We start from the raw sequence: 23,128 nt of genomic DNA, 5'->3' as shown, positions 1-23,128 counted from the left end.
GGAAACCCAATGAGCAAACAATCTGTCGAGCAAGAAAGCGTGTTTGGTCTACTCCCGATTCTTCCGAAAGAGCGAATTTGGGGTGCTTATGATTACACAATGGTGAACATTGGGCTTGCCATTGCCACCTGGTGCTTTATGATCGGTGGGTCTTTGTCAACCGTCGTGGATCTAAAAAAGGGATTTGCCGCCTTGATGGCGGGAGATACGATTTCCGTGTTGTTTGTCTGTCTCGCTGTTTCAATGCCTTCCGTCAAATTCGGGGTCGATCAGTACATCTCGCAACGAAGCATATTTGGCATCAATGGTCTCAAATTTCCATTGTTTTTTGTTCTGCTCATTCAATTCGGATGGGTGGCAATCCTTAGCATCATGTTTGGTAATTCAGCCAGCAATATTTATTCGGCTGTAGCGCACGTCAACCAACCCTCGATTGGCATTGTTATCGGATTTTCCTTGTTGGCACTGGTGCTAAGCTGGATCGTGGTCGCCAAGGGTCCCGTATCCATCAAATGGTTGAATCGAATTGTTGCCCCCGGCTTGATCCTGATGCTGGTTGTCATGATGTATATGCTGTTTTCCCAGCACAGCTTTGGTGAAATCTTGGCGTTAAAGCCTTCCGCACCGTATGACGATAATTGGAAGAATTATATGGTCGCGTTAGAGATGAGTTTAGGCACGGGTTTTTCCTGGTGGCCGATCATGGGTGGGATGGCGCGCCTAACCAAAACACAGCGTGCTGCCTTTTGGCCCAATATGATCGGGATTAACCTGTGCATTATCATTGGGGCTATGACAGGACTCGTTTCCGGGCTTGTCGTGGGGAATGCGGACCCAACCGCGTGGATGGTACCTATTGGTGGTCCAATTATCGGTGTGATCGCTTTGGTGTTTATCGCGATTGCCAATGTGACATCAACGACCGCAATGGCCTATTCGAACACACTGGCGCTCAAACAAATTAAAGGATTCATGCATACAAGCTGGGGTAAACTCTGCTTTGTTTTCTTGGCGCCCGCTGCTCCGCTACTATTCTTTCCGGATCAAATATTCAATTACGCTGGTTCCTTTCTCTCATTTTGTGGCACGATCATGGGCCCGCTAACAGGCATCAGCTTTGTGGATTACTACGTTTTACGCAAACAACGCATCCAACTAGCCGCCCTTTATTCGGACGAAAAGGATAAACCTTATCATTATTGGGGTGGAACTAATTATCTCGCGATTGTTGTCCTCATTATATCAACCCTTGTGTACTTCCTGATCTTGAATCCTATTACCTTCGACAACTCATCGTTTTTCCTCTACGCCACAGCGACAATGCCCGTTACGATACTAGCTTCCGTACTTTACTATGTTTTGACCAAATTGATTATTATTCCAAAAGGTTTGGGCGGTTATAGCCGTTCAACAAGCGAGAAGCTGACCAAAACGTTCTAAATTGGGTAAACATTCTATTTCATGGGAGGAGTTTGTAATGAAGAAGCCCTTAGCTTTACCACTTATAGTGACGGCGGCCGCACTTACCGGAACTGTCCTTGTTCCCTATGTGAATTCACCTCAGGCTATGGCACACGGAGTTGAACAAAAGCAGATTGTCCGTCATCCTCTTGATCCACTGACCGCAGATGAAATGATTGCCGTGAATCAAATCCTGAAAGACAAGGGATATGCTTCCCCTGACCTCCGCTTTTATGAACTGAGATTGGAGGAGCCAGACAAAGCAGACGTGTGGAAGTGGAAACCGGGAATGAAATTTACCAGAAAAGCTTCTTTTGTAGTGATGAAAGGCCGCCAAGTCTTCGAGGGGGTCGTTGATTTAGGACAAAAATCCGTAACCTCCTGGACAGAAATCAAAGTGGGTCAACCCTTGTTTACCGCTGAAGAATATGCCGTCGCGACTGATTTGATTATGAAAAGCGCTGAAGTGAAAAAAGCGCTTGCCAGACGCGGGATTACCGATATGAGCAAAGTGGTGACAGATGGCACCGGCTCAGTCGGTTATTTCGGAAGACCCGAGGAAGATCCCACCAAACGGCTGGCTAAGGCAACTACTTTCCTCAATACAGGTGACGGTAATATTTATGCTCATCCGATCGAAGGCCTGATCATTACCATGGATTTGGTGGAGAAGAAAATTCTCAAAGTGGAAGACACCGGTGACGTACCCGTTTCCAAAGCGGACGCAAGCTACGGGAACGGAGACCACGGAAAAACACGTCCGCCATTAAAGCCGCTTACCGTTTCTCAGCCAAAAGGGGCCAATTACAAAATAGATGGTCATGTTGTAACCTGGCAAAATTGGAAGTTCCATTACCGTTTAGATCCGCGAGTGGGGCCGATTATTTCCACGGTGACTTACAATGACCATGGAACCGAAAGAAAAATCATGTACAGCGGCTGCTTAGGCGGCATGACTGTGCCTTACGGAGATCCTAGCGCTGGTTGGTATTATCGGGCATGGATGGATTCAGGCGATTACGGCATGGCATTGTTTTCACGGCCGCTCGAGCCTGGGACTGATGCGCCGCCCTATGCGACGTATCTTAATGAGCTAATCTATGATTATATGGGCAAACCAGTTGTTTCTTCAAATGTCATGGCATTGTATGAACGTGACGCGAGTCCAGAATATTCCCATTGGGATGCATTTATCTCCGGAAAAACAGAGAGTCGGGAACGCCGAGAGCTTGTCATGCGATTTGTCTCTACGGTCGGAAACTATGACTATTTCTTTGATTGGGTGTTTGAACAAGACGGGAATATCAGGGTGAACGTAGGGGCATCTGGACTTGAGGCGGTAAAAGGAGTCCACACCGAGAACATGGCGCATGTACATGATGAAAAAGAAGTGCGCAATGGAACTTTGCTGGATGAGCATATTCTCGGTGTCAATCACCAGCATCTGTACAATTTCCGCCTCGATCTGGATGTGGACGGCATGAATAACTCTGTGGTGGAATGGAAACCCAAAGCCGAACCACTCACAGACAACAGCAGTCCGCGCAAAAGCGAAATGGTCGTAAAAGCGAAAACATACGAGAAGGAACAGGACGCGATCCAGAAGTGGGACCCTGACAAAATTGTACTGGTGACCAATCCATCTAAAAATAATAAGCAAGGCTATCCGACTGGGTACCAAGTCATCGCAAACGCCGGTACGTCCCATCCATTCGCTCAAGACCCTCTCTTTACCGATGATGACTGGCCGTTGCAGCGGATGCAATACGCCACCAAGCACATTTGGGTAACACCTTACCAAAAGAACGAGCTCTATCCAGAAGGGAAATATGTCAATCAAAACACGGGCGAAACGGGCTTAGGTTTGTGGACAAAACAAAATCGGCCAATTGTGAATACCGACGATGTGGTTTGGTTGACGACGGGAACCACCCATATTACACGTGCGGAAGAATGGCCGATGATGCCTACAGAATGGGCGTCCATTCTCTTGAAGCCCTTTAACTTCTTTGACCGTACACCTACGCTCGATCTCCCTAAGCCGTCTCCAGATAAGAAACCAACAAGTCATTGAAAATATGTGTTTAGATTGCGCACCAAAGGTATAGTTAGAAGCTACAATCCCGTATTTCAAGCAGAGAACAAAAAACAGGGGGAGAAACTTGATGAAGATCGCTGTCTTAGGTGGGGCCGGTAAGGTTTCCTTAGGAGCCATTCAGGATTTTGTTGAACATGAATCGATTACCAAGGTTTTGTTAGCTGATATGAATATGGAAGCGCTAAAGAAGAGAGAATCCTTCCTTAATTCAGATAAAGTGTTGATCCAGCAAATTGATTTAAACAATCACGACGAGCTGGTGCGAACACTGGATGGGTATGACGCGTGCCTGAATGGGAGCTCACACCACTTTAACCTGAAGGTCATGCAAGCTTGCATCGAGTCGAGAACGCACTATACCGATTTTGGCGGATTATTTCATTGGGCGCGAAAGCAGCTTGACATGCATGATGAATTTCAACAAGCAGGCATTACTGGCATTGTTGGTTCCGGAAGTGCGCCTGGCATCGTGAATGTCATGGCGAGGTATGCGTACGATCAGTTGGACCAGGTTCGATCGGTGAAGATTCGAGATGGAATCGTTAATTTTAACCTGGATGACACGAGCTTTACTCCGCCATATGCCATCGAAACCTTACTGGACGAATTTATCATGAATTCCTATGAATTCAAGGAAGGTCAGTTTATTGAGCTGGAACCGTTCTCCGGTGCGGAAGAGATTGATTTTCCCGCGCCAATCGGAAGACAAACGGTCATCCATACAATTCATTCAGAAGTAGCGACCATGCCCATATACTTTAAAGACAAAGGAATTCAGGAAGTTTCCTTCAAGTTGTCTTTGCCTCGCGTTTTTGAAGAAAAGCTCAAGTTTCTAGTGAAAATCGGCATGGGCAGCGATCAACCGGTGGAGGTAAAGGGCCAGCAAGTGATTCCTCGTCAAGTATTGGCGGCCGTCCTGAAAAAGACAGAGGATCAGGCACTAATGACTCAATCAGACGTCCCTTTCAAGCATGATGATCATAAAGCGTTGCGCGTCGAGGTGCAAGGTGAAAAGGCGGGACAAAGCTGTTCATACATCATGGATTGCGTGATTTCTCCGTATGCCAAGTGGCCGCATATGTCTCAAGGGGTTTTCTCGGTCGGGTTTCCGGCAGCGGTTACCACCCGAATGCTGGCATCGGGACAAATCAAGGAAAAGGGATTTTTTGCGTCGGAAGCTGTCATCGATCCCCAAATTTACTTCGCGGAGCTTGCCAAAAGAGATATTCGCGTTTTCGCTAATTTTATACAGCAAATTTAGAAAAGCAACCTTCCATAAAAGGAGAGCCAACACATGAGATCATTATTAGGACAAAAAATAATGAACGCAGTTTCAATCGCACGTGAAGCGCATGAACGAGATGTGCCAGTAGATCAGGTGATTCAGGAAAGGATGGAAAAGTCCATTTCGCGCAGAGCTTTTTTAAAAGGTACCGCGATGGTCGCTGCGGCAACAGCATCCACCAGTATGTTTTGGAATTTGGGTGCAGCTGTGGCAAAAGCAGATTCAGAATTTTCTAACAAGAATAAAATCGTGGTTGTCGGAGCTGGCTTGGCAGGTCTTACAGTCGCTTACCGATTAAAGCAAAAAGGAATCATCGCGGACGTGTACGAGGCAGCCAAGCGTGTCGGTGGGAGATGTTATACCCGACGAGACGATTTTGCGGATGGCCAAATTGCCGAACACGGTGGAGAACTAATCGATACAGAACATACCCAGATCAGAAACTTGGCGGCGGAGCTTGGTTTGAAGCTGGACGATACGTACAAAGGTGAACAGAATGGAACGGAAGATATGTGCTATATTAATCAAGCTCCTTACACGTTCCAGGAAATGACGGAAGACTTCAAGCAAATTTGGCCAATCATTCAGAAAGACGCAACCGACGCTGGTGATGTCACCTACCAGAATTACACCAAAAGAGCTTGGGAATTGGACCAAATGTCGATAGCGGACTGGATCAAAAAAAATGTGCCCGGTGGACTTCAATCCAGAATGGGGCAATTGCTTAATTTGAGTTTTACAGCGGATGGCGCAGCAGAGATTGAAGAACAAAGCGCATTGTATCTGATCTTCACATTGGCTTCGTGCCCTAGTGCTGATGAGTTTTCTGTCACTGGCAGTTCGGATGAACGATACCATGTACGCGGCGGAAACGATCAGATTGCGACTCGGATGGCAGATTTATTAAGCGGGCAAATCCAGACGGAGCATGAGCTTGTCGCTATTAAAAGGGAGACGGACGGAACATACCTGCTAACCTTCCAAAACAAATCCATAACAAAAGAAGTGAAAGCGGATCAAGTCGTGTTGGCGTTGCCCTTTTCCATCTTGCGGTCGTCTGTCGATTTCAACCGTGCTGGTTTCTCCAAGCTGAAAGTAAAGGCCATCCGTGAAATGGGATTTGGCGCCTGCTCCAAGCTGAACGTCCAATTTAAAGATCGGTACTGGAGAAAACAAGGGCAGACTGGGGCTGTATTAGAAGTTGATTTTCAGACTTCTTGGGAGGTTACTCGTTCACAAAACGGGAAACCGGGGATTCTTGTCAACTATACTGGCGGAGAATATGCCAAAACGTTTGGGGAAAGTACAACAGAGCAGCTAACACAAAGGTTTCTGGGTCAGCTAGAACCGAACATGCCTGGAGCCAAAGAAAAGTGGAACGGAATTGCCACAGTAGACAACTGGTACGGCTATAAATGGACGAAAGGCTCCTTTTCCTATTATGGGGTCGGTCAATACACAAGCTTTTACGGTGTTCAGGCTGAACAGGAGGGAAACTGCTTCTTTGTAGGTGAACATACCGCCCTTAAATACTACGGTTTTTTGAATGGTGCGGTGGAGTCTGCGGAACGTGCTGTACAGCAAATCCTTGCCAGTCAAAAAGCGGTGGCCAACTACTGATATCCATCAGTCAGGATAGAACTTACGTCAGGATAGGAACTTAAGATTCACTCGATTTGACAGGCTCCACTGCGAGCCTGTTTCTTTTTGGTAGCAATCCGAATATTTCAACATGAATCGATAACATAATCCATCCAGTCCTACAATAAACATTTAAACAAAGAGTCAAAAAAATACCCGTTGTTTTTAATCCAAACGTTAGGAGGAACGAAATGTCTATACATTCAAACCAGAATTCAATTGATGAACAGTCTCGCTCAGATTATGTCACGGAATCAGGCATTCCGATTAAACCTTACTACACGCCATCAGACATAGCCCAAGAGGATTCGACTCTATTGGGACAACCGGGTGAATATCCGTATACCCGAGGCATTCATCCCAACATGTACAGAAGCCGAACATGGACCATAAGACAGCTTGCGGGTTTTGCGACCCCGGAGGATACCAACCAGCGTTTCCGGCTTTTGCTTGAACAGGGAGCCACCGGTATCAATTGTGTATTCGATTTTCCAACGAATCGAGGATATGATAGCAATCACCCTTTTGCCGAAGGGGATGTTGGGCAAGGTGGAGTGGCGATCGATACCTTGGATGACATGTTAGCGTTATTTGAAGGAATACCGTTAAATCAGACAAGTGTTTCTCTAGTTTTATCACATCCCGTTGCCGCGGGCGTGATTTTTGCTATGTTTTTGGCGGCGGCACAGCGAAGGGGTTACTCCTTGAACGATTTACAAGGCACTCTGCAAAACGACTTTATGATGGAAACCGTTATTCTTACAGCTCCCAACACTCTTCAGCCCAGTTTTTCCTTCAAGCTTTCAATGGATGTCGTCGAGTTTTGTACCAGACATGTTCCCAAATGGAATCCGATCAGCTTTACAGGCTATAACTACCGGGAAGCGGGAGCTAATGCTGTTCAGGAGGCCGCTCTGGTGATTGCGAACGCGCTTGAGACTTCCAACGATATGATCTGTCGCGGATGTGAGATTGATCAGTTCGCACCTCGTCTTTCTTCATTTTTCAGTTCAGATAATGACTTTTTTGAAGAAATTGCTAAATTCCGTGCCGCTCGAAGGATTTACTCTCGTTTATTCCAGGAACGATTTCAACCAAACAATCCGCGTAGTTCAATGCTTCGCTTTCATGTCCAAACATCAGGTTCCGCTCTAACTGCCCAACAACCATTGAACAACGTCATCCGAAGCAGCTTCCATTCATTGGCTGCTGTTTTGGGAGGCGCGCAAAGTCTCCATGTGAGTGCCTACGATGAAGCGATTTGTATCCCAACGGAAGCATCTGCGATCACGGCACTACGAACACAACAGATCCTTCTTCTAGAAACAGGCGTCACCAAAACGGTTGATCCCTTAGGAGGATCCTATTATGTTGAAAGCCTTACGAAAGCGATGGAAGAAAAAATAGAAGAATACCTCCTTCAGATCGAGAAGCTTGGCGGACTTGTGAAAGCGGTCGAGCAAGGATGGGTTCACAACGAACTGATTCAGACCTCGTATGAACGTGAAAGGGCGATCAGCCAGGGTAAACGCAAGGTGGTAGGGGTGAATTGTTTCACAGAAAGCGCTCCTATCGAAGTTGGAACGTTCAAGGTTCCGGAAACTCTGTCCAAACAAACCGCGAAGATTGAAAAAAATGCCCATTCGAGAAATCAGACACAAGTTACTCATGCAATTGCACAGCTTCGCGCTGCTGTTCAACACAATGAAAATACCATCCCATTTCTAATTGAAGCAGTCAAGGCAGGAGCTACGGTAGGCGAATGTTCCAATGTTTTTCGGGAGCTACATGGGGGCTGGCATCAGCCATTATTCTAGTTGGGAGGTGACATAAGTGAAAGAACGAAAAATTCGGGTCGTTATGGCGAAGATGGGTTTAGACTCTCATTATCGTGGAGCGGTTATGGTAAGTCGCTATTTGGTTGAACGAGGGATGGACGTCATTTACATCGGAAATCAACTGCCAGAAGCTATTGTGGATACCATTATTCAAGAGGACGCACAAGTTCTTGGACTGTCAAGTCTCTCGGGAAACCATTTGGTTATGGTTCCTCGCATTTTACAGGGGCTAAAAGAAAAAGGAATGCAGGAGATTTTGGTGATTCTGGGCGGCGTAGTTCCCAATGAAGAGCAGGAACAACTATTAAATGCCGGGGTAACCCGCATCTTTGGGACTGGGTCCAATTTGACGGATATTGCAGACTTTATCGAGGAACAGATTCAATAGAAACTCACTCTATTCTACATGTATATAAGGAGGGTATATATGGAAAACGTGATCAATGAATACTGGGACAAAGAAAAAGAAACGATGCCCGTCCACAAGCGCAACGAGATGATCCTCGCACACATTAAGCAACAACTTGACTATGTGTATCATCAGATGCCTTTTTATCGTGAGTTTTATGATCAGCATCACTTCCATCCATCTATGGTCAATACGCTGGAAGATTTTACGGAAAAGGTACCGATTTTAACCAAAGACATTTTGCGAGAGGAACAGAGACAACACCACCCCTACGGACGTTATTTGGGATTTGATCCAGAAGACGGAGCGCACATCCATGGCTCTTCCGGCACAACAGGGCGTCCAACCTTCTATCTTTTCTCCAAAGAGGACATTGCGTACATCGGAGAAGTGATGGCCCAAGCCTTATTCACCGCAGGAGTCAGACGTACGGACGTCGTTCAAATCAGTACGGACTTAGGGATGTTCATGGGAGGCTGGGGGTCCTTGTGGGGGGTTGAAAGAATCGGCGCAACCGCGTTTACCCCTGGAGCGGGCAATGCTGAACGACACATTCGCCTCATGTACGAGGTTGGGTCAAGTGTCTTGATTACCACTCCCACATTTGCGCTACGCTTAATGGACGAGGCCCAACGATTAGGATATGACACATCAAACTCTCCGCTGCGTATCGGAATCTTTATCGGTGAACCGGGTGCCGGAATTCCAGGAATCAAAAAATCGCTCGAAGAAGGTTGGGGAATTGATGTCATGGACTGTGCGACTACCAGCGAAATGACACCTTGGGCCACGAATGTGGAATGCGCACAGAAGAATGGTATGCATGTCCTTCAGGATGAAGTCTACACGGAAATCGTGGACAAAGAAAATCCTTATCGAGCGGTCCCCGAAGGAACAAGCGGAGGGGTCATTTACACGCATCTCAAAAGAAAGGGACAACCAATGATTCGATTCTGGTCCGGGGACGAATCTCATATAACCACTGAGGCTTGTGCATGTGGAAGGACCTATCCGCGGCTACCCAACGGTGTGTACGGCAGATTAGATGATATGTTGATAATTCGTGGAGTAAATGTCTATCCAAGCGCCGTTCAACGCAGTTTGCTGGAGATAGAAGGTCTAGGGAATGAGCATAGAATCGTGCTTGAACGTGTTTCCCACATGGATGAGGCCACAGTCAAAGTTGAATATCATCCGGATTGGATTCGTTCCATTCCATCTCATGAACGGGAAATCGCAATGGCAAGACTTCATACCGAGGTACATCAGCATTTGCGCGCCCAAACCGGTATTCGCTTTAACCTGGAATTATTGGAGCCACAGACACTGGAGCGTTTCGACGTAAAGGCGCGTCGGGTCATAGACCGAAGACTTCTTTGATAAGGAAGAGGGTACCATGAATATTGACGAATGGGTGTATAGAATATGCGCAGGAGATCTTCGGGCAGTTGCACGTGGATTAACTCATATTGAAGCGGAAGATTCGGTCGGTAGAGAAATCGCGCAAAAAGTTTTAGCGCATACGGGAAAATCCCATGTCATCGGATTAACAGGCGCACCTGGAGTAGGAAAATCAACACTGGTCAATCAATTAATCAAAGCACTTCGAAAATCGGGAGCGAAGGTAGGAGTTTTGGCAGTTGATCCTTCCAGTCCGTATAGTGGTGGAGCTATCCTTGGGGATCGTATCCGAATGATGGATTCGGTATCCGATTCGGGAGTTTTCATGCGTAGTATCTCAAGTGATGGGCATTTAGGGGGACTTTCTCGTACGACTGGGGATGCGATCAGCCTTTTGGATGCCGCAGGATTCGATTTCATACTCGTGGAGACGGTTGGAATCGGGCAATCAGAGATCGAAATTATCAAGTTTGCCCATACCACCATGATCGTACTTGCTCCCGGATTAGGCGATGACATTCAAGCCATCAAGTCAGGCATTCTGGAAGTCGGACAAATCTTCGTCGTCAATAAAGCGGACCGCGACGGATCAGCTGCTGTGGTTCAATCGATTCAATCCATGCTTCATTTAAAAAGCCCAACAGACCAATGGGACATACCCGTCATCAAGACGGTCGCCCAAACCGGCGAAGGAATCGAGACACTGGTTGAGTGTTTAAGAAACCACTACAACTTTCTGAAACATACAGGGTGTTTGACGCCTTTCAAACGTGTCCAAATTGAATATCTTGTGGAACAATCAGTCTACGAGGCAGTATCCCAATTGATTAAACAGGCGAAAGATTCAGCAGAGTGGAAATCCTATATTGACGGAATCCTGAGAGGAAATGATCAAATCGCGGACGCGTTTCGTTGGATTTGTCCTCAAGAAAAAGGGCAAACCGACACGTGAAGAGGTGGAAGCATGGAAGGAAGTCGCGATTGTATCCTAACTCGTTCATACCAGGATGGATTTGACCAATGTTTTACTGTAAAATTCGGCGATTTCCTTACTAGATAACGAACCATCCGGCGAAAACCAATTGGCAATAGAATTGGCCGAGCCCAGCATTAATAATCGCGTTAACGTGGGGTTCTCCGAATGGAAAGCTCGCTGTTCAATACCTTCTGCAATAATGTGTTGAAAATATTGTTCGTATTCCGCTCGTTGCTCCAATACATTATTGCGGAATTCTTCGGATACCATGCTGGGACGATTTATAATATTAAACACCGCTTTTTCTTCGGTAATGTTCAGAATTAGGGACTCAATGGCCTTTTCAAGCTTTTGGGAGACAGGCAGTTCACTTTCGGCAATTTCCTTGATTTGTTCTATACACTTAGTCGCAATCATTTTGTGGCACTGGTAAAGCAAATCATCTTTGCTGTTTACATAATAGTAAATGGCTCCTTTGGTCAACCGCATCCGATTGGCTATATCTTCAATTGTCGTACCGTGATATCCCTTCTCGTTAAAAAGTTGAGCCGCCGTCCTCAATATAGTCAGCTTTTTCTCTTGTGCCCGTTCTTCACGAAAAGTTGCCATTTCAAATCCTCCTTTAATCACTAAGCGCCGACCAATCTATCCAACAATATTATAACATTCAATTTTTAAATAATTCGTATTTTTTTGAACTCGTTTCAAAAGTGTCAAAGACGATTCCACTTTAGCTATTCATTTCGTTGCGGATATCGTATTTTCCTAACCGACGCATCAACGATGTTTGCGTAATCCCTAAGACTTTTGCCGTTTTGCGCGTAGTCTTATGTTCCTTGAACGCTTGTTCAATGATACTTTTTTCCACATGATCAAGAATATCGCTTAGCGTATTGCCTTTTTGCAAAGACTCCAGAGCCTCTTTTTCCACATTAGAGGAGTGAAAGTGTTTAGGCAAATCATGAATCGAGATTTGTTCCTCTTTTGCCATGATAACGAGCCGCTCCACCGTATTTTCCAACTCGCGTATATTTCCCGGCCACGGATAACGTTGCAAGACGTCCATTACTTCCTTCGAGAAGGTGCGTTTAAGGTTGTGCAACTGGTAATTTTTTTGTAAAAAGCAGTGGAGGAGAGGTACAATATCTTCTTTTCTCTCACGCAGCGGGGGAATGGTAACAGGTAAAATATTGAGACGATAATACAGATCTGCTCGGAATTTTCCCTCTTTTACCATTTCCTCGATATCTCGGTTAGTCGCTACGATCATGCGAACATCAGCTTTTACTAAATGTGATCCGCCAATGGGCATATAGGTTTTATCTTGCAATAAATGAAGCAGCTTAGGTTGTAGATGAAGCGGAAGTTCACTGATTTCATCCAAAAAAAGTGTTCCTTTTTCGGCTAATTTGACCAGCCCCGGTTTGCCTGTTGGATTCGCTCCTGTAAAGGCGCCCTTATTGTAGCCAAAAAGTTCCGATTCGAGAAGTGAATCTGGAATGGCTGCGCAATTCAAATGAACAAAGGGATGAGGGTAACGATCGCTCAAATCGTGAATACGCTTGGCCACCACGTTTTTGCCAACTCCGGTTTCTCCTGTAATGATCACAGTTGAATCCACACGCGCTACTCTTCCCATGATTTCTGCAAGCGAATGGTGTACTTTACTTTGTCCGATAAAGGGCTGTTCCTCAGTGAGAAGGATAGGCCGAGGATTCTCTTTCTTTATTTCCGGTATGTACCGATTCAAGATCGGGCGTAATTCTTCCCATTGATACGGAGAAATATTGTCTAACCAATTGCTGATATCGTTACCCTGCGCCATAAAGTAAATCGGGTTGTCCTGTTCATCAAAAATGATATCTCCCGTTACCGCCAGCTTATGTCCACCGGTTACTTCTTGCAAAGTGGCAACCGGTCGTTGGGCTTGTAATGCCATCTCAATCACAGAAGGAGTAAACGCTCCTTCTTTTTTCATGTGAAAAACATTCCTGCCGATCAGCTCTTGTCTGCTTTTGTTTAAAATTTTGCAGCCAGCCTGATTCACCCAAATAATTGTTCCGTCGTTGTTACAGATATTAATTCCGCTTTCAAGGCTGTCCAAAATTTTCAAGAGATATTTTGTTTCAATTGGTGCAGGAATGTCATGCATCACATTTTTCCTCCTTAGGATGGATTCAGCACTGAACCATAAACAGTTCAACAGAGAAGGGGAGTTGATATATTAGCCAAAAGAACGAACCATAAACGAATCGATTGAAACGGTATTATATCATTACACTTAATAATAGTGTGAATATTGCAAATATGACAAGATTTTTTACGTTTTTTTAGTGCGTTTTGATACTAAATACTGGCATAAGTGTTGCAATGTAAAAGGGCACCGCGCGGAATTAATTTGGCTATACTTCCGTTTATCGGAATATTGGGAGGGACCGCCTTATTTGCCAACAGAGAATCACTATTTGTACTGGGAATGCCGTTTACTCTGTTTTGGATCGTTCTTTGGATTGTTTTGGCTTCACTCGTCATGTTTACTATTTCCAATCTTGGCGCTCATTCTCTTAATAGGTAAAAGATGAAGGGGGTAACTCATGAAAACGATTCATGTATTGGGACTGATACCTTTTATTGGCATGCTGGGCGGGCTCCCTTTTGCAAACAAGGCCACCTCAATGGTGTTAGGGCTGCCGTTTTTACTCTTTTGGATCGTGCTTTGGGTCATTCTGACCTCGGCTGTGATGGCCATCATCAATTTCATTGATCCTTCAAATCGGGAGGAGGAAGTCTGATGAACAGCACGATGCTAATTATGTTTGCCTTTCTGATCGCGGCTATTTTTCTTGCCATTCGATCTGGCAGGGGCAAAAAAATGAATCTGGAACAATGGGCCGTTGGAGGTCGTGGTTTTGGAACCGCTTTCGTGTTTCTTTTGCTTGCAGGCGAGTTTTTTACGACATTCACATTCCTTGGTGGAAGCGGGATGATTTATCAGGTCGGCTCTCCTGCTTATTATGTCCTTGCGTACATGACATTGGCCTATGTCTTTTCTTACTATCTACTGCCTCCGATTTGGCGGTATGCCAAAGAACACAGGCTCGTCTCGATCTCCGACTTTTTCCGCAGCAAATATGAAAGTTCGTCGCTTGGCATGCTGGTCGCCGCCGTCGGCATGGTCGCTGGCGTTCCGATGCTGGTTCTGCAATTAAAAGGGCTTGGTATTATCGTATCGGAAACTTCTTATGGGATGATTTCTCCCACGTTGGCCATGTGGATTGGAACCATAGTCGTTACAGTCTATGTCATGATTTCTGGGATTCATGGCGCCGCTTGGACGGCAATTATCAAGGACATCACAATCGTGATGATCGTGGTTTTTCTGGGGATCTATTTGCCCTATCACTACTATGACGGAATTAAACCGATGTTTGAAGCGGTTCAAGCAGCAAAACCAGGTCATCTGACACTGCCCGACAAAGGACAGAGCGTCAGCTGGGTTATTTCCACCGTTTTATTGACGATAGTCGGTTTTTACATGCATCCTGGGTCTTTTGCCGCAGCGTTGTCAGCCAAGAGCGAAAAAGTGTTTCGCCGCAATACGATGATCATGCCGCTGTACACCTTGCTGCTTGTCTTCGTCTTTTTGGTAGGCTTTACTGCCATCCTGCAAGTTCCCGGCTTAAAGGGGGCGGAAGGGGACTTAGCCTTGTTAAGGCTTTCTATTAAAACTTTTGACCCGTGGTTCATCGGGGTGATCGGCGGGGTTGGACTTCTAACCGCTCTGGTGCCTACCTCCGTTATCCTGCTAACCATTGGGACATTATTTGCGAAAAACATCTACCAGCCTTTGGCCAAGTCAAGCAGCGAGGCGCACATAGCCACGGTGGCGAAACTAGCCGTTCCGGTCGTTGCGTTGATTTCACTTTACTTTGTCCTTAATGGAGGTAATGCGCTGTACGCCTTGTTACTGATGTCTTATAGCTTGATCACGCAGTTATTTCCGGCTCTCATCTGTAGTTTGCTTCCGAACAACAACCCGGTCAATAAATATGGAGCTGCCTGGGGAATTTTATGTGGCGTAGCGACCGTAGCGTATTTGACAATATCTAAGACGACAATTGGGACACTGTTCCCCGATTTGCCGCAAGCAATGAAAGATTTAAATACCGGATTTATCGCGCTTTTCGTGAATCTGTTTATCACCTTTGTAGTCAGTGTGCTTACTCGCAAAAGCGTTGCCAAAAAAGAAACCGTATCTTCCCCAAATTACTAGAACTATAAATTAGTCCTCATCGAATTACATTTTGAAAGGGGTTTAACCAATGAATCATGCAGATCTTGTTTTTTTGAACGGTCAAGTGATTACTGTCAACAAACAAAACGAAGTAGCGGAAGCGGTCGCAGTCAAGGAAAACCGTATTGTTGCAGTAGGATCCAACCAACAAGTAGATAAATGGATCGGTGAAGCTACTCAAGTTATCGATCTCAAAGGAAGAAGCTTACTTCCGGGTTTTATTGATTCCCATACTCACCTCGAATATACAAGCACTTGGAACAATGGTGTCGATTTTAAAGAAAAAAGTATTACATCAATCCATGATGCCTTACAAGCATTACGTCAGGAAGCTCAAAAAACGCCGGAAGGCAAGTGCGTAAGAGGTTTCGGTTACAATGAGAGGCAAATGGCTGAACAGAGACTTCCAACAAAGTCAGAACTAGATCAGATCACCTCAGAGCATCCGATTGTCATTATGCGAGCGTGTGGTCATATTGCGATTGTGAACAGCAAGACTTTGGAGTTAATGGGTATTCAGGAAACGACTCCCGACCCTGAGGGCGGAAAAATCGGGCGGGATGAGAATGGAGAGCTAACGGGCGTTTTATATGAAACCGCCAGGGAACCTGTGATGGTGGGGAAGTTATTTAAATACACCTTGGAAGAAACAAGAAAGGCAATGTCGCTTGCTTCAGAACAAATGCTTGCAACCGGTATTACGAGTATTCACGATGCCGGGGGTACCAATATCATGGTATTGAAAGAAGCGGTTAGCTCCGGAGAAGTAAAACTTCGGGTCTACGCGATGATTGCAAAGTTTGATAAATCCGATACACATGAAGGAATGATCGAGGTCATTGAATCGGGAAACATAACTGGTTCAGGCGACGAAAAATTTCGATTCGGCCCTGTCAAAGTGTTTACGGACGGAAGCAGCAGCGGTCCGACAGCGGCAATGCGAGAGCCTTTTAACAGCAATCCGAATGAATCTGGAATTCTATATTATTCCCAAGAAGAATTAAATCATATCTTAGGAGAGGCTCACGAAAAAGGATTTCAAATTACGGCACATGCTCAAGGAGACCGGGCGATCGAAATGATGCTGAATTGTTTTGAAGAAGCATTGAAGAAGCATCCGAGAACAAACCATCGGCACCGCATAGAACATGCCGGAATAAGTATGCCGGATTTAATTGAACGCATGAAGCAGTTGGATGTTGTGCCAATCCCTAACCCCGCGTTCTTCCTTGAGTATGGGGATGCTTATATTAAACATTATGGAGATCGCGTTAATTATCAGTATCCTGCTCGAGACTTTATCGATAGGGGAGTTGTCGCTGCAGGTGGATCGGATAGTCCCGTTACCCCATTTAATCCGCTATTAGGAATCTATGGAGCCGTGAGTCGACTTAGTCCATCAGGTCAAGTGGTTGGAGCCAATCAACGGATTAACTTATTGGAGGCAATCAGGCTATTTACTTGGAACGGGGCCTATGCCAGTTTCGAAGAGGACATTAAAGGCAGTATTGAAACGGGGAAACTGGCCGATTTGGTTGTCCTGAGTGAGTCGATCCTTGATGTTCAACCGGAGCGAATACAAGATGTTAAGGTGGATCTTACCGTTCTTGATGGCGAAATTGTATTTCAAAGATAGTAAATGAACTTTTAGGGAACATCTGTCCCTATATATGTAAGGAGGAGTGTTTCCCACTGTTTGGGAGCAGCCTCGTTTGAGAGAGTGGAGATTTTAGACATCGAAATAAACAGAATGTTCTCTCGTTTTTTCTGGATGTTGATCATATGATGACAGACCCAAGAATATAAAGAAGTAGCAACGTCGGATAAAACAGTGGAAAAAAGAGAGGTTTACAACCCCACCGAACTACTTCGATGAATTGGAGCGGGGAGAACGTATCGAGGCATAATTTCGATTGAATCAAAATGGAAGAGGAGTATGATCGTCAATGACCATGCAACAACAAGCAGATGTCATTCTTACCAGCAACGCAGTATTTACTGGACTAAGCGATACGCCGATTGCCTCTTCTATCGCCATTCGTGGCAACAAGATAGCCGCAATCGGCTCTGATGAAGAGATGCAGCCATGGATCGGGCCGGATACCAAAATATATCAGTTTGATGATCAACTGATTATGCCCGGATTTCACGATTTTCATCTTCATATTATTTTAGGGTCTATCTTTCTCGACAGCATCTATCTGCATGAGGCTCGCTCTGAAGAGGAAGTTGCGGCAATGGTGAAGGAATACGCCGAATCGCGCCCAGAGGAACAGTGGATCATCGGATTTAGCTGGGATGCGGGATTTTGGCAAAACAAACAGTTGCCGCACCGCTCGTCATTGGATAAGGTACTACCTGATCGACCAGCGATTCTCTTCCATAATGAGGGACACTACGCCTGGGTAAATAGCAAAGCGTTGGAAGTGATGAATGTTACCAAAGACACGCCAAATCCTCAGTTCGGGGTCATTTACAAAGATGAAAATGGAGAACCAACCGGAGTCCTTTCCGAGCACGCGATGGCATTGATTACGGATGGAGCCTACAATTTAACTAAAGAAAAGAAAATTAAGATGATTACAAATTTCTTCCAACATGCTGCCCGTCTAGGTATCACTTCCATGAATGATTTGTATGCGACGGAAGTCTATGAGAAATTAGAGGATTACGGGATTTTTAAAGAATTTGAAGAGAATGGCAGTCTGAGCGCTCGGGTTCATTTGTTGCCAGCATTGAACAGCGATCTGGATCGGGCCAAGCGGTTAAAAGAAACCTATCAATCCAGTATGCTAAGAGTCGTTGCGCTCAAACAGTTTGTCGATGGCGTAGTAACAGCCCACACAGCTCATCTGCTAGAGCCGTATGCGAACAGACCAGAATTTTGTGGAGACACCGCATTTCCTCCAGACGTCATCAAAAAGTGGGTGAAAGACGCAGACAAGGAAGGTTTCAGCATTCGGTTTCACGCTCTTGGTGACGGGGCCGTCCGCTTAGCACTGGACGCTTTTGAAGAGGCGCAAAAGGCAAATGGGAAACGAGATTCGAGGCATTCGATTGAACATATCGAGGTGATTCACCCGGATGACATCCACCGTTTCAACGAATTGGGTGTAATCGCTTCCATTCAGCCAGATCATATGTACGCTGCAGATCGGGAAACCTATATCAATTTTATTGGGGAAGATCGGGGACAATATGCTTGGGCGACCCGATCGATCCTGGATACGGGGGCAAATGTTGCGATTAGCAGTGATTTTCCTATCGTTGGATTAAATCCGATGCCAGAGATTTATCGTGCCGTCACTCGCATCGATAACAGTGATGAGCGGGAATGGAATCCCGAACAAAGCATTTCATTGGCAGACGCGTTAAAAGCCTATACCGCAATCCCCGCTTACGGAACGTTTCGAGAACATGAGCTGGGTACGCTAGAAGTAGGAAAATTGGCAGATATCGTCGTGCTTGACCGGAATCTGTTTGCTGTGCCCACTGAAGAAATTCTAGAAACAACCGTAAAAATAACGATGGTTGACGGGAAAATAGTGTTTGAGGATGGAGACATCAGTAAGGAAAGGGATCGATAATACAAATCTAAAGAATGATTATTAGACAAGAAAGCGGCTGAAACAAATCAAAAGTATAAGTACCCCATAAATGGAAATTTCCTAATTCGCCCACACTGACAGAGTTATAGTGTGGGTTATTTGTTATAAACGACACATCTTAATCCAATTTAGGTTAGGAAAATCCAAAATTTAGAAAAATTATTAATTGACATACCAGAATTGCACCAAATACAATTGATAAAATCATTTTGTTAGTCATTTTAGTCATTGTAATAAATGAAGGTTCGCGTAAATGATTGAAAGGACATGATATTGTGTTTGGATCACGACAAAGAATGCTTTTTGCCGACCTTTCTCTGCTAGGGATTGCCATTAGTTGGGGATATACCTTTGTGCTGGCCAAAGACTTGCTAGAGGAGATGAGCCCTTTATTCTTTACCGGTTCGCGTTTTCTGCTGGCTGCAATCCTAATAGGAGTATGGCAGTGGAAAAAGTTGAAACAACTAAGTCGAATCTACTTACGTACTGGCAGTATCGCCGGTATTTTTCTTTGCAGCGCGTTTACGGCTCAAATATTCGGAATTGATATGACCACCCCCGGTAAAGCGGGTGTCATTACGAGCACGTCCGTCGTGATGGTCCCTTTTCTCTACTTTGTTTGGTCCCGCACGCAGATTCAGAAGGGCCCCATCATCGGTTGCATCAGCGCTTTTATTGGTTTGAGCCTCTTTTCGTGGGATGGCAGCTGGCAAGGTGTGAACCCGGGGGACTTGCTGGTGCTCGTCTGCGCGGTCTTTTTTGCCATCCATACGGTGTATGTTGATCGTACATATGAGAAAGAACTGGATTTGGACCCGATGCTTTTCACCATGGTGCAGCTTGCGACAGTAGGGGGGATCGATTTAATCATCGCCCTGTTTGTTGAGCCGGCACCGACACCTTTATCAGGCTACGGCTGGTTTGCTTATCTGTTTGAATTAATCCTCGGTACCCTGCTCGCTTACATGGTTCAGATGCAGGCGCAGCTTTACACAACCCCGATACGCGTGAGTCTGATCCTTTCACTAGAATCAGTGTTCGCATTCGGTTTCTCCTGGCTTATCTGGGGAGAGCCAGTGACCGTCAGCATTCTGTTTGGCGTTTTGCTCTTGCTCACTGGAATCTATATGACTGAATTCAGCTCCTCAGCCATGACTGCCAAATCTGCGGAATGAGTGAATGATTTTTTTCCATAAACCTAATATCGAGTGTACGGGATTTTTGTCTATCGCTCGATGTACGGTGATAGAACACGATAGAAGGATGGCTGCTCAGGAATTAGGAAAATATGATAGGGTATAAGAGGAGCTTTGACGTTTAGACAGGAGTTAAAGATAAATAGGAGGTACCTATGAAGTTTGATTTTCATACTCATCATGAACGCTGTGGACACGCTAGAGGCAACATTCGGGACTATATTGAAGCCGCTATTAAAAATGGATTGGATATGATCGGCATTTCCGATCACTCCCCTTACTTTTCTTATAGCGAAGACCAGGCATTTCCGGGGATCGCCATGGCAAAAAGCCAATTTCCAGTGTATGTGGACGAGGTATTACGTCTGAAAGAGGAGTACCATGGGAAAATAGAAGTGCTACTTGGGGTGGAATCCGATTTTTTTCCTGAAAATGTGGGAGATTATCGGCGTCATTTCGATCAATACCCATTTGATTATATTATTGGTTCTGTCCATTTTTCAGATGGCATTAGCATATTTAAAAAAGGTCGTTGGGACAATCTCAGTAACGAACAAAAAATCCAAGCCAAAGAGACCTATTACAACCTGATTCAGGAGTCAGCCCGCAGCGGGATGTTCCAGATTCTCGGACATATTGATGCAATGAAAGGGTTTTATCCTGCTTTTTCGTCAATCCAGACAGAAGCCGTTGAGCAAACGCTACGGGTGATTGCGGAAAGTGATATTGCCATTGAAATAAACACCTCAGGAAAAACTAAAGATAGCGGTGGTTGGTATCCATCGGTTGAAATTTTGGAAAGGGCACTGTATTACGGAGTGAAAGTTACTTTTGGTTCAGATGCCCATGATCCAGAACGAGTGGGTGACGAATTTGAGTTGGTCAGAAAACGCTTAAGAGAAATTGGCTTTTCAGAATGGGCGTGTTTTCGGCAAAAACAACGCTTCCTTGTACATTTATAGGAGGGAGTAGATATAGAAAATAGAAAAACTGCACCCCCATTGTTAGACATGACCAACAAATGGAGGTGCAGTTCCTATTAGTTCCGAAAGTAATCACTTCTGATCATTTGATCCGCAATGGAAAGTCCCTGCTGTCTATGACGCTTTTCGCTCTCTGTCACTTTTGTCCCCACATAGGTTTCATCGGACAGCACAGCAAAGCTTTTGCTTGTTTTCAATAGGTTTCGACCAATTGCGCTTTCTTTGTACTTTTCCTCTGGAACTCCCATCAGATAAGCCAGTGTTGGGAAAATATCAATTTGCCCTCCAACGGTATCAATCTGTTTCGGCTCCATTCCTGTATGATAGATGATCAACGGGACGCGTTTACCGTTAGCAAACTCAGGGTAACTACTCATCTCTTTACGAAAATACTTGTGAACCCCTTCATGGTCCCCATACACAACGACTACACTATTCTGCAAGATCCCTTTACGGTCCAACTCATTTAGAAATTGGCCAATTTGCTTATCTACATAATGAACGCTTTGGATATAACCACCCGCGACTGAGCGATCCAGACTTTTTTCCAGTTTTAAATCGCGATAGGTATCTGGAAGGTTGTAAGGAAAGTGACTGGACAACGTAACGATAAACGAATAAAAAGGCGGTTTCATGCTATTCAGTACTGGGACAGCTTGTCTTAAAAACGAACCGTCAGATAACCCCATCCCAATATTTCCATCATGTACGAAATGACTGCTATCAACCGTTTTCTCGAATCCGATTGAGCGTAAGGCTTGCGCCCAGTTCCAGTAAGAAGCTTTATCGGAATGAAGAGCAACGGTTGAGTACTCGTTTTGCTTTAACAAAACAGGTAGAGAATGATACACGTTGTTAGGATCATTAAAGAACGTGCTCCCTTGACGAAGCGGGTAGATCGAAGTGTTCGTCATAAACTCGGCATCGGAGGTAGTTCCTTGATTCACCTGTTCGTAAATATTAGAAAAATAAAGACCATTCTTCACCATTTTATTCAGCGTGGGTGTGATTTCTTGGCCGTCAATCGTACGTTGCAGTACAAACCGCTCAAGACTCTCTACCTGAATCACAATTAAATTTTTCCCTTTAAACAAGCCCTGATATTGGTTGTTTGGGAGAGGTTCCTCTTTATCAATAAACCATGAGCCGATTTGGTTTTGTTGTGTCTGGGTCAATGGCTGAGGAAATCCTTCTTTAAAAAAGAGATAGCTGTCCAAAAGATGGTAGCCTAACGGAGACAAGTTATAACTAGTAATCGTAGAATCCATCATCTTGAATAGGGACTTTTCATCTTTTTGCCCAAAAAAGGTTGTAGTAACAGGAATGTATAATATTACAAGTAAAGATAAAAGGAACATGACGGAAATCGGAAGTCGCGAAAGTTGAAATCTAGAATAGTAAGGTTTTAATCTCTTATTGAATATAGCGATAACAAGCAAATCCACGATAAATACCAGATCACTCCATTGAGTGAAGTTGACGACACTCTCTACTAACTCCTTAACATTTTCCGCATGCAAGAGCGAGTGAATCGAGGGCATTGTGAGAAACATGCGGGCATAGCTCAAATCAACAATAAGTACAAGGGAAAGAAAAGCATTTGCTCCAACTAAAAGCAAGTTGCGATGTTTACTGTGAAGCAAGCAAATACCAGATAGGAAAAAGATAATAAAGGCAACATAAAGATACAAACGATCCTGAATCATCAAAATGGAGTGAATCCATTGAGATGAGCTGTTGGATGAATTAAGCATGAAACATTCGAACAAAACAAATTTAATTAGAGTAGAGATGATTGTATAAAAAAACACGAAAAAAGCCCCTTCTTTGATGAATGAAATGAGTCGAACTATACTCCCACTACAGATCATCGTTACTTGAACGATAAACTACTATTAAAAGAGAACATAATTTGTGAAATTAATCAAGAAGTTCTTG

At 44.8% G+C, this 23,128-nt stretch carries 18 protein-coding genes; 15 read left to right on the top strand and 3 right to left on the bottom strand.

All coding sequences use genetic code 11. The features are described from left to right. Positions 1-9: 9 nt before the first annotated feature. The 8 genes from ACQCN2_RS05615 (at position 10) to meaB (ending at position 11,085) form a co-directional block, all read left to right on the top strand. Positions 10-1,440 carry a purine-cytosine permease family protein gene (locus tag ACQCN2_RS05615; RefSeq protein ID WP_426927910.1) on the top strand — a complete coding sequence of 477 codons (1,431 nt, stop codon included), beginning with the start codon at positions 10-12 and terminating at the stop codon, positions 1,438-1,440. A 37-nt stretch (positions 1,441-1,477) separates the two neighbouring features. Next, positions 1,478-3,535, top strand: a complete 2,058-nt coding sequence (locus tag ACQCN2_RS05610; RefSeq protein ID WP_426927909.1) for a copper amine oxidase — start codon at positions 1,478-1,480, stop codon at positions 3,533-3,535. Positions 3,536-3,626: 91 nt separating this feature from the next. Continuing rightward, the gene (locus tag ACQCN2_RS05605; RefSeq protein WP_426927908.1) at positions 3,627-4,820 is read left to right on the top strand and encodes a saccharopine dehydrogenase family protein; all 1,194 of its coding nucleotides are present in this window, start codon (positions 3,627-3,629) and stop codon (positions 4,818-4,820) included. A gap of 33 nt (positions 4,821-4,853) precedes the next feature. Next, positions 4,854-6,464, top strand: coding sequence for an FAD-dependent oxidoreductase (locus ACQCN2_RS05600; protein ID WP_426927907.1), 1,611 nt, complete (start codon positions 4,854-4,856; stop codon positions 6,462-6,464). Between the two features lie 212 nt (positions 6,465-6,676). Further along, on the top strand, positions 6,677-8,302 hold the full coding sequence (locus ACQCN2_RS05595) for an acyl-CoA mutase large subunit family protein (protein ID WP_426927906.1): 1,626 nt from the start codon (positions 6,677-6,679) through the stop codon (positions 8,300-8,302). Positions 8,303-8,318: 16 nt separating this feature from the next. After that, complete coding sequence (locus tag ACQCN2_RS05590; protein ID WP_426927905.1) at positions 8,319-8,711, top strand: cobalamin B12-binding domain-containing protein; 393 nt, start codon at positions 8,319-8,321, stop codon at positions 8,709-8,711. A 39-nt stretch (positions 8,712-8,750) separates the two neighbouring features. Next, positions 8,751-10,112, top strand: a complete 1,362-nt coding sequence (locus ACQCN2_RS05585) for a phenylacetate--CoA ligase family protein (protein WP_426927904.1) — start codon at positions 8,751-8,753, stop codon at positions 10,110-10,112. A gap of 16 nt (positions 10,113-10,128) precedes the next feature. Further along, entirely contained in the window at positions 10,129-11,085 is a 957-nt protein-coding gene (gene meaB, locus ACQCN2_RS05580; protein ID WP_426927903.1) for a methylmalonyl Co-A mutase-associated GTPase MeaB, read from the top strand. A gap of 45 nt (positions 11,086-11,130) precedes the next feature. On the opposite strand, the gene ACQCN2_RS05575 is transcribed toward meaB, so the two are convergent. Together ACQCN2_RS05575 and ACQCN2_RS05570 are read right to left on the bottom strand one after the other, a co-directional pair. Then, a complete protein-coding gene (locus ACQCN2_RS05575; protein WP_426927902.1) occupies positions 11,131-11,718 on the bottom strand; it encodes a TetR-type transcription factor C-terminal domain-containing protein in 588 nt (195 codons plus the stop codon). Between the two features lie 121 nt (positions 11,719-11,839). Continuing rightward, positions 11,840-13,261, bottom strand: a complete 1,422-nt coding sequence (locus tag ACQCN2_RS05570) for a sigma-54 interaction domain-containing protein (protein ID WP_426928180.1) — start codon at positions 13,259-13,261, stop codon at positions 11,840-11,842. 210 nt (positions 13,262-13,471) lie between these two features. Between ACQCN2_RS05570 and ACQCN2_RS05565 the strand changes: the two genes are divergently transcribed. The 7 genes from ACQCN2_RS05565 to ACQCN2_RS05535 all read left to right on the top strand — a co-directional run bounded on the left by ACQCN2_RS05565 (position 13,472) and on the right by ACQCN2_RS05535 (position 21,169). Beyond that, positions 13,472-13,684 carry a DUF3311 domain-containing protein gene (locus tag ACQCN2_RS05565; protein ID WP_426927901.1) on the top strand — a complete coding sequence of 71 codons (213 nt, stop codon included), beginning with the start codon at positions 13,472-13,474 and terminating at the stop codon, positions 13,682-13,684. 19 nt (positions 13,685-13,703) lie between these two features. Next, positions 13,704-13,901 (top strand): DUF3311 domain-containing protein, encoded by a 198-nt coding sequence (locus tag ACQCN2_RS05560; protein ID WP_426927900.1) that lies wholly within the window; start codon positions 13,704-13,706, stop codon positions 13,899-13,901. Continuing rightward, positions 13,901-15,382 carry a sodium:solute symporter family protein gene (locus tag ACQCN2_RS05555; RefSeq protein ID WP_426927899.1) on the top strand — a complete coding sequence of 494 codons (1,482 nt, stop codon included), beginning with the start codon at positions 13,901-13,903 and terminating at the stop codon, positions 15,380-15,382. The genes ACQCN2_RS05560 and ACQCN2_RS05555 overlap by 1 nt, the downstream gene beginning before the upstream one ends. A gap of 49 nt (positions 15,383-15,431) precedes the next feature. Continuing rightward, positions 15,432-17,039 (top strand): amidohydrolase, encoded by a 1,608-nt coding sequence (locus ACQCN2_RS05550; RefSeq protein ID WP_426927898.1) that lies wholly within the window; start codon positions 15,432-15,434, stop codon positions 17,037-17,039. A 310-nt stretch (positions 17,040-17,349) separates the two neighbouring features. Then, positions 17,350-18,990, top strand: coding sequence for an amidohydrolase (locus ACQCN2_RS05545; protein ID WP_426927897.1), 1,641 nt, complete (start codon positions 17,350-17,352; stop codon positions 18,988-18,990). 296 nt (positions 18,991-19,286) lie between these two features. Next, the gene (locus ACQCN2_RS05540) at positions 19,287-20,186 is read left to right on the top strand and encodes a DMT family transporter (RefSeq protein WP_426927896.1); all 900 of its coding nucleotides are present in this window, start codon (positions 19,287-19,289) and stop codon (positions 20,184-20,186) included. A gap of 176 nt (positions 20,187-20,362) precedes the next feature. Beyond that, on the top strand, positions 20,363-21,169 hold the full coding sequence (locus ACQCN2_RS05535; RefSeq protein ID WP_426927895.1) for a histidinol-phosphatase: 807 nt from the start codon (positions 20,363-20,365) through the stop codon (positions 21,167-21,169). 77 nt (positions 21,170-21,246) lie between these two features. Here the strand turns inward: ACQCN2_RS05535 and ACQCN2_RS05530 are convergent, their stop codons facing one another. Beyond that, the gene (locus tag ACQCN2_RS05530; protein ID WP_426927894.1) at positions 21,247-23,001 is read right to left on the bottom strand and encodes an LTA synthase family protein; all 1,755 of its coding nucleotides are present in this window, start codon (positions 22,999-23,001) and stop codon (positions 21,247-21,249) included. Between the last annotated feature and the right edge of the window lie 127 nt (positions 23,002-23,128).

The sequence above is a fragment of the Brevibacillus ginsengisoli genome (assembly GCF_050113715.1).
Taxonomy (GTDB): domain Bacteria; phylum Bacillota; class Bacilli; order Brevibacillales; family Brevibacillaceae; genus Brevibacillus_H; species Brevibacillus_H ginsengisoli.
This window is presented reverse-complemented; position numbering and strand designations above follow the sequence as displayed.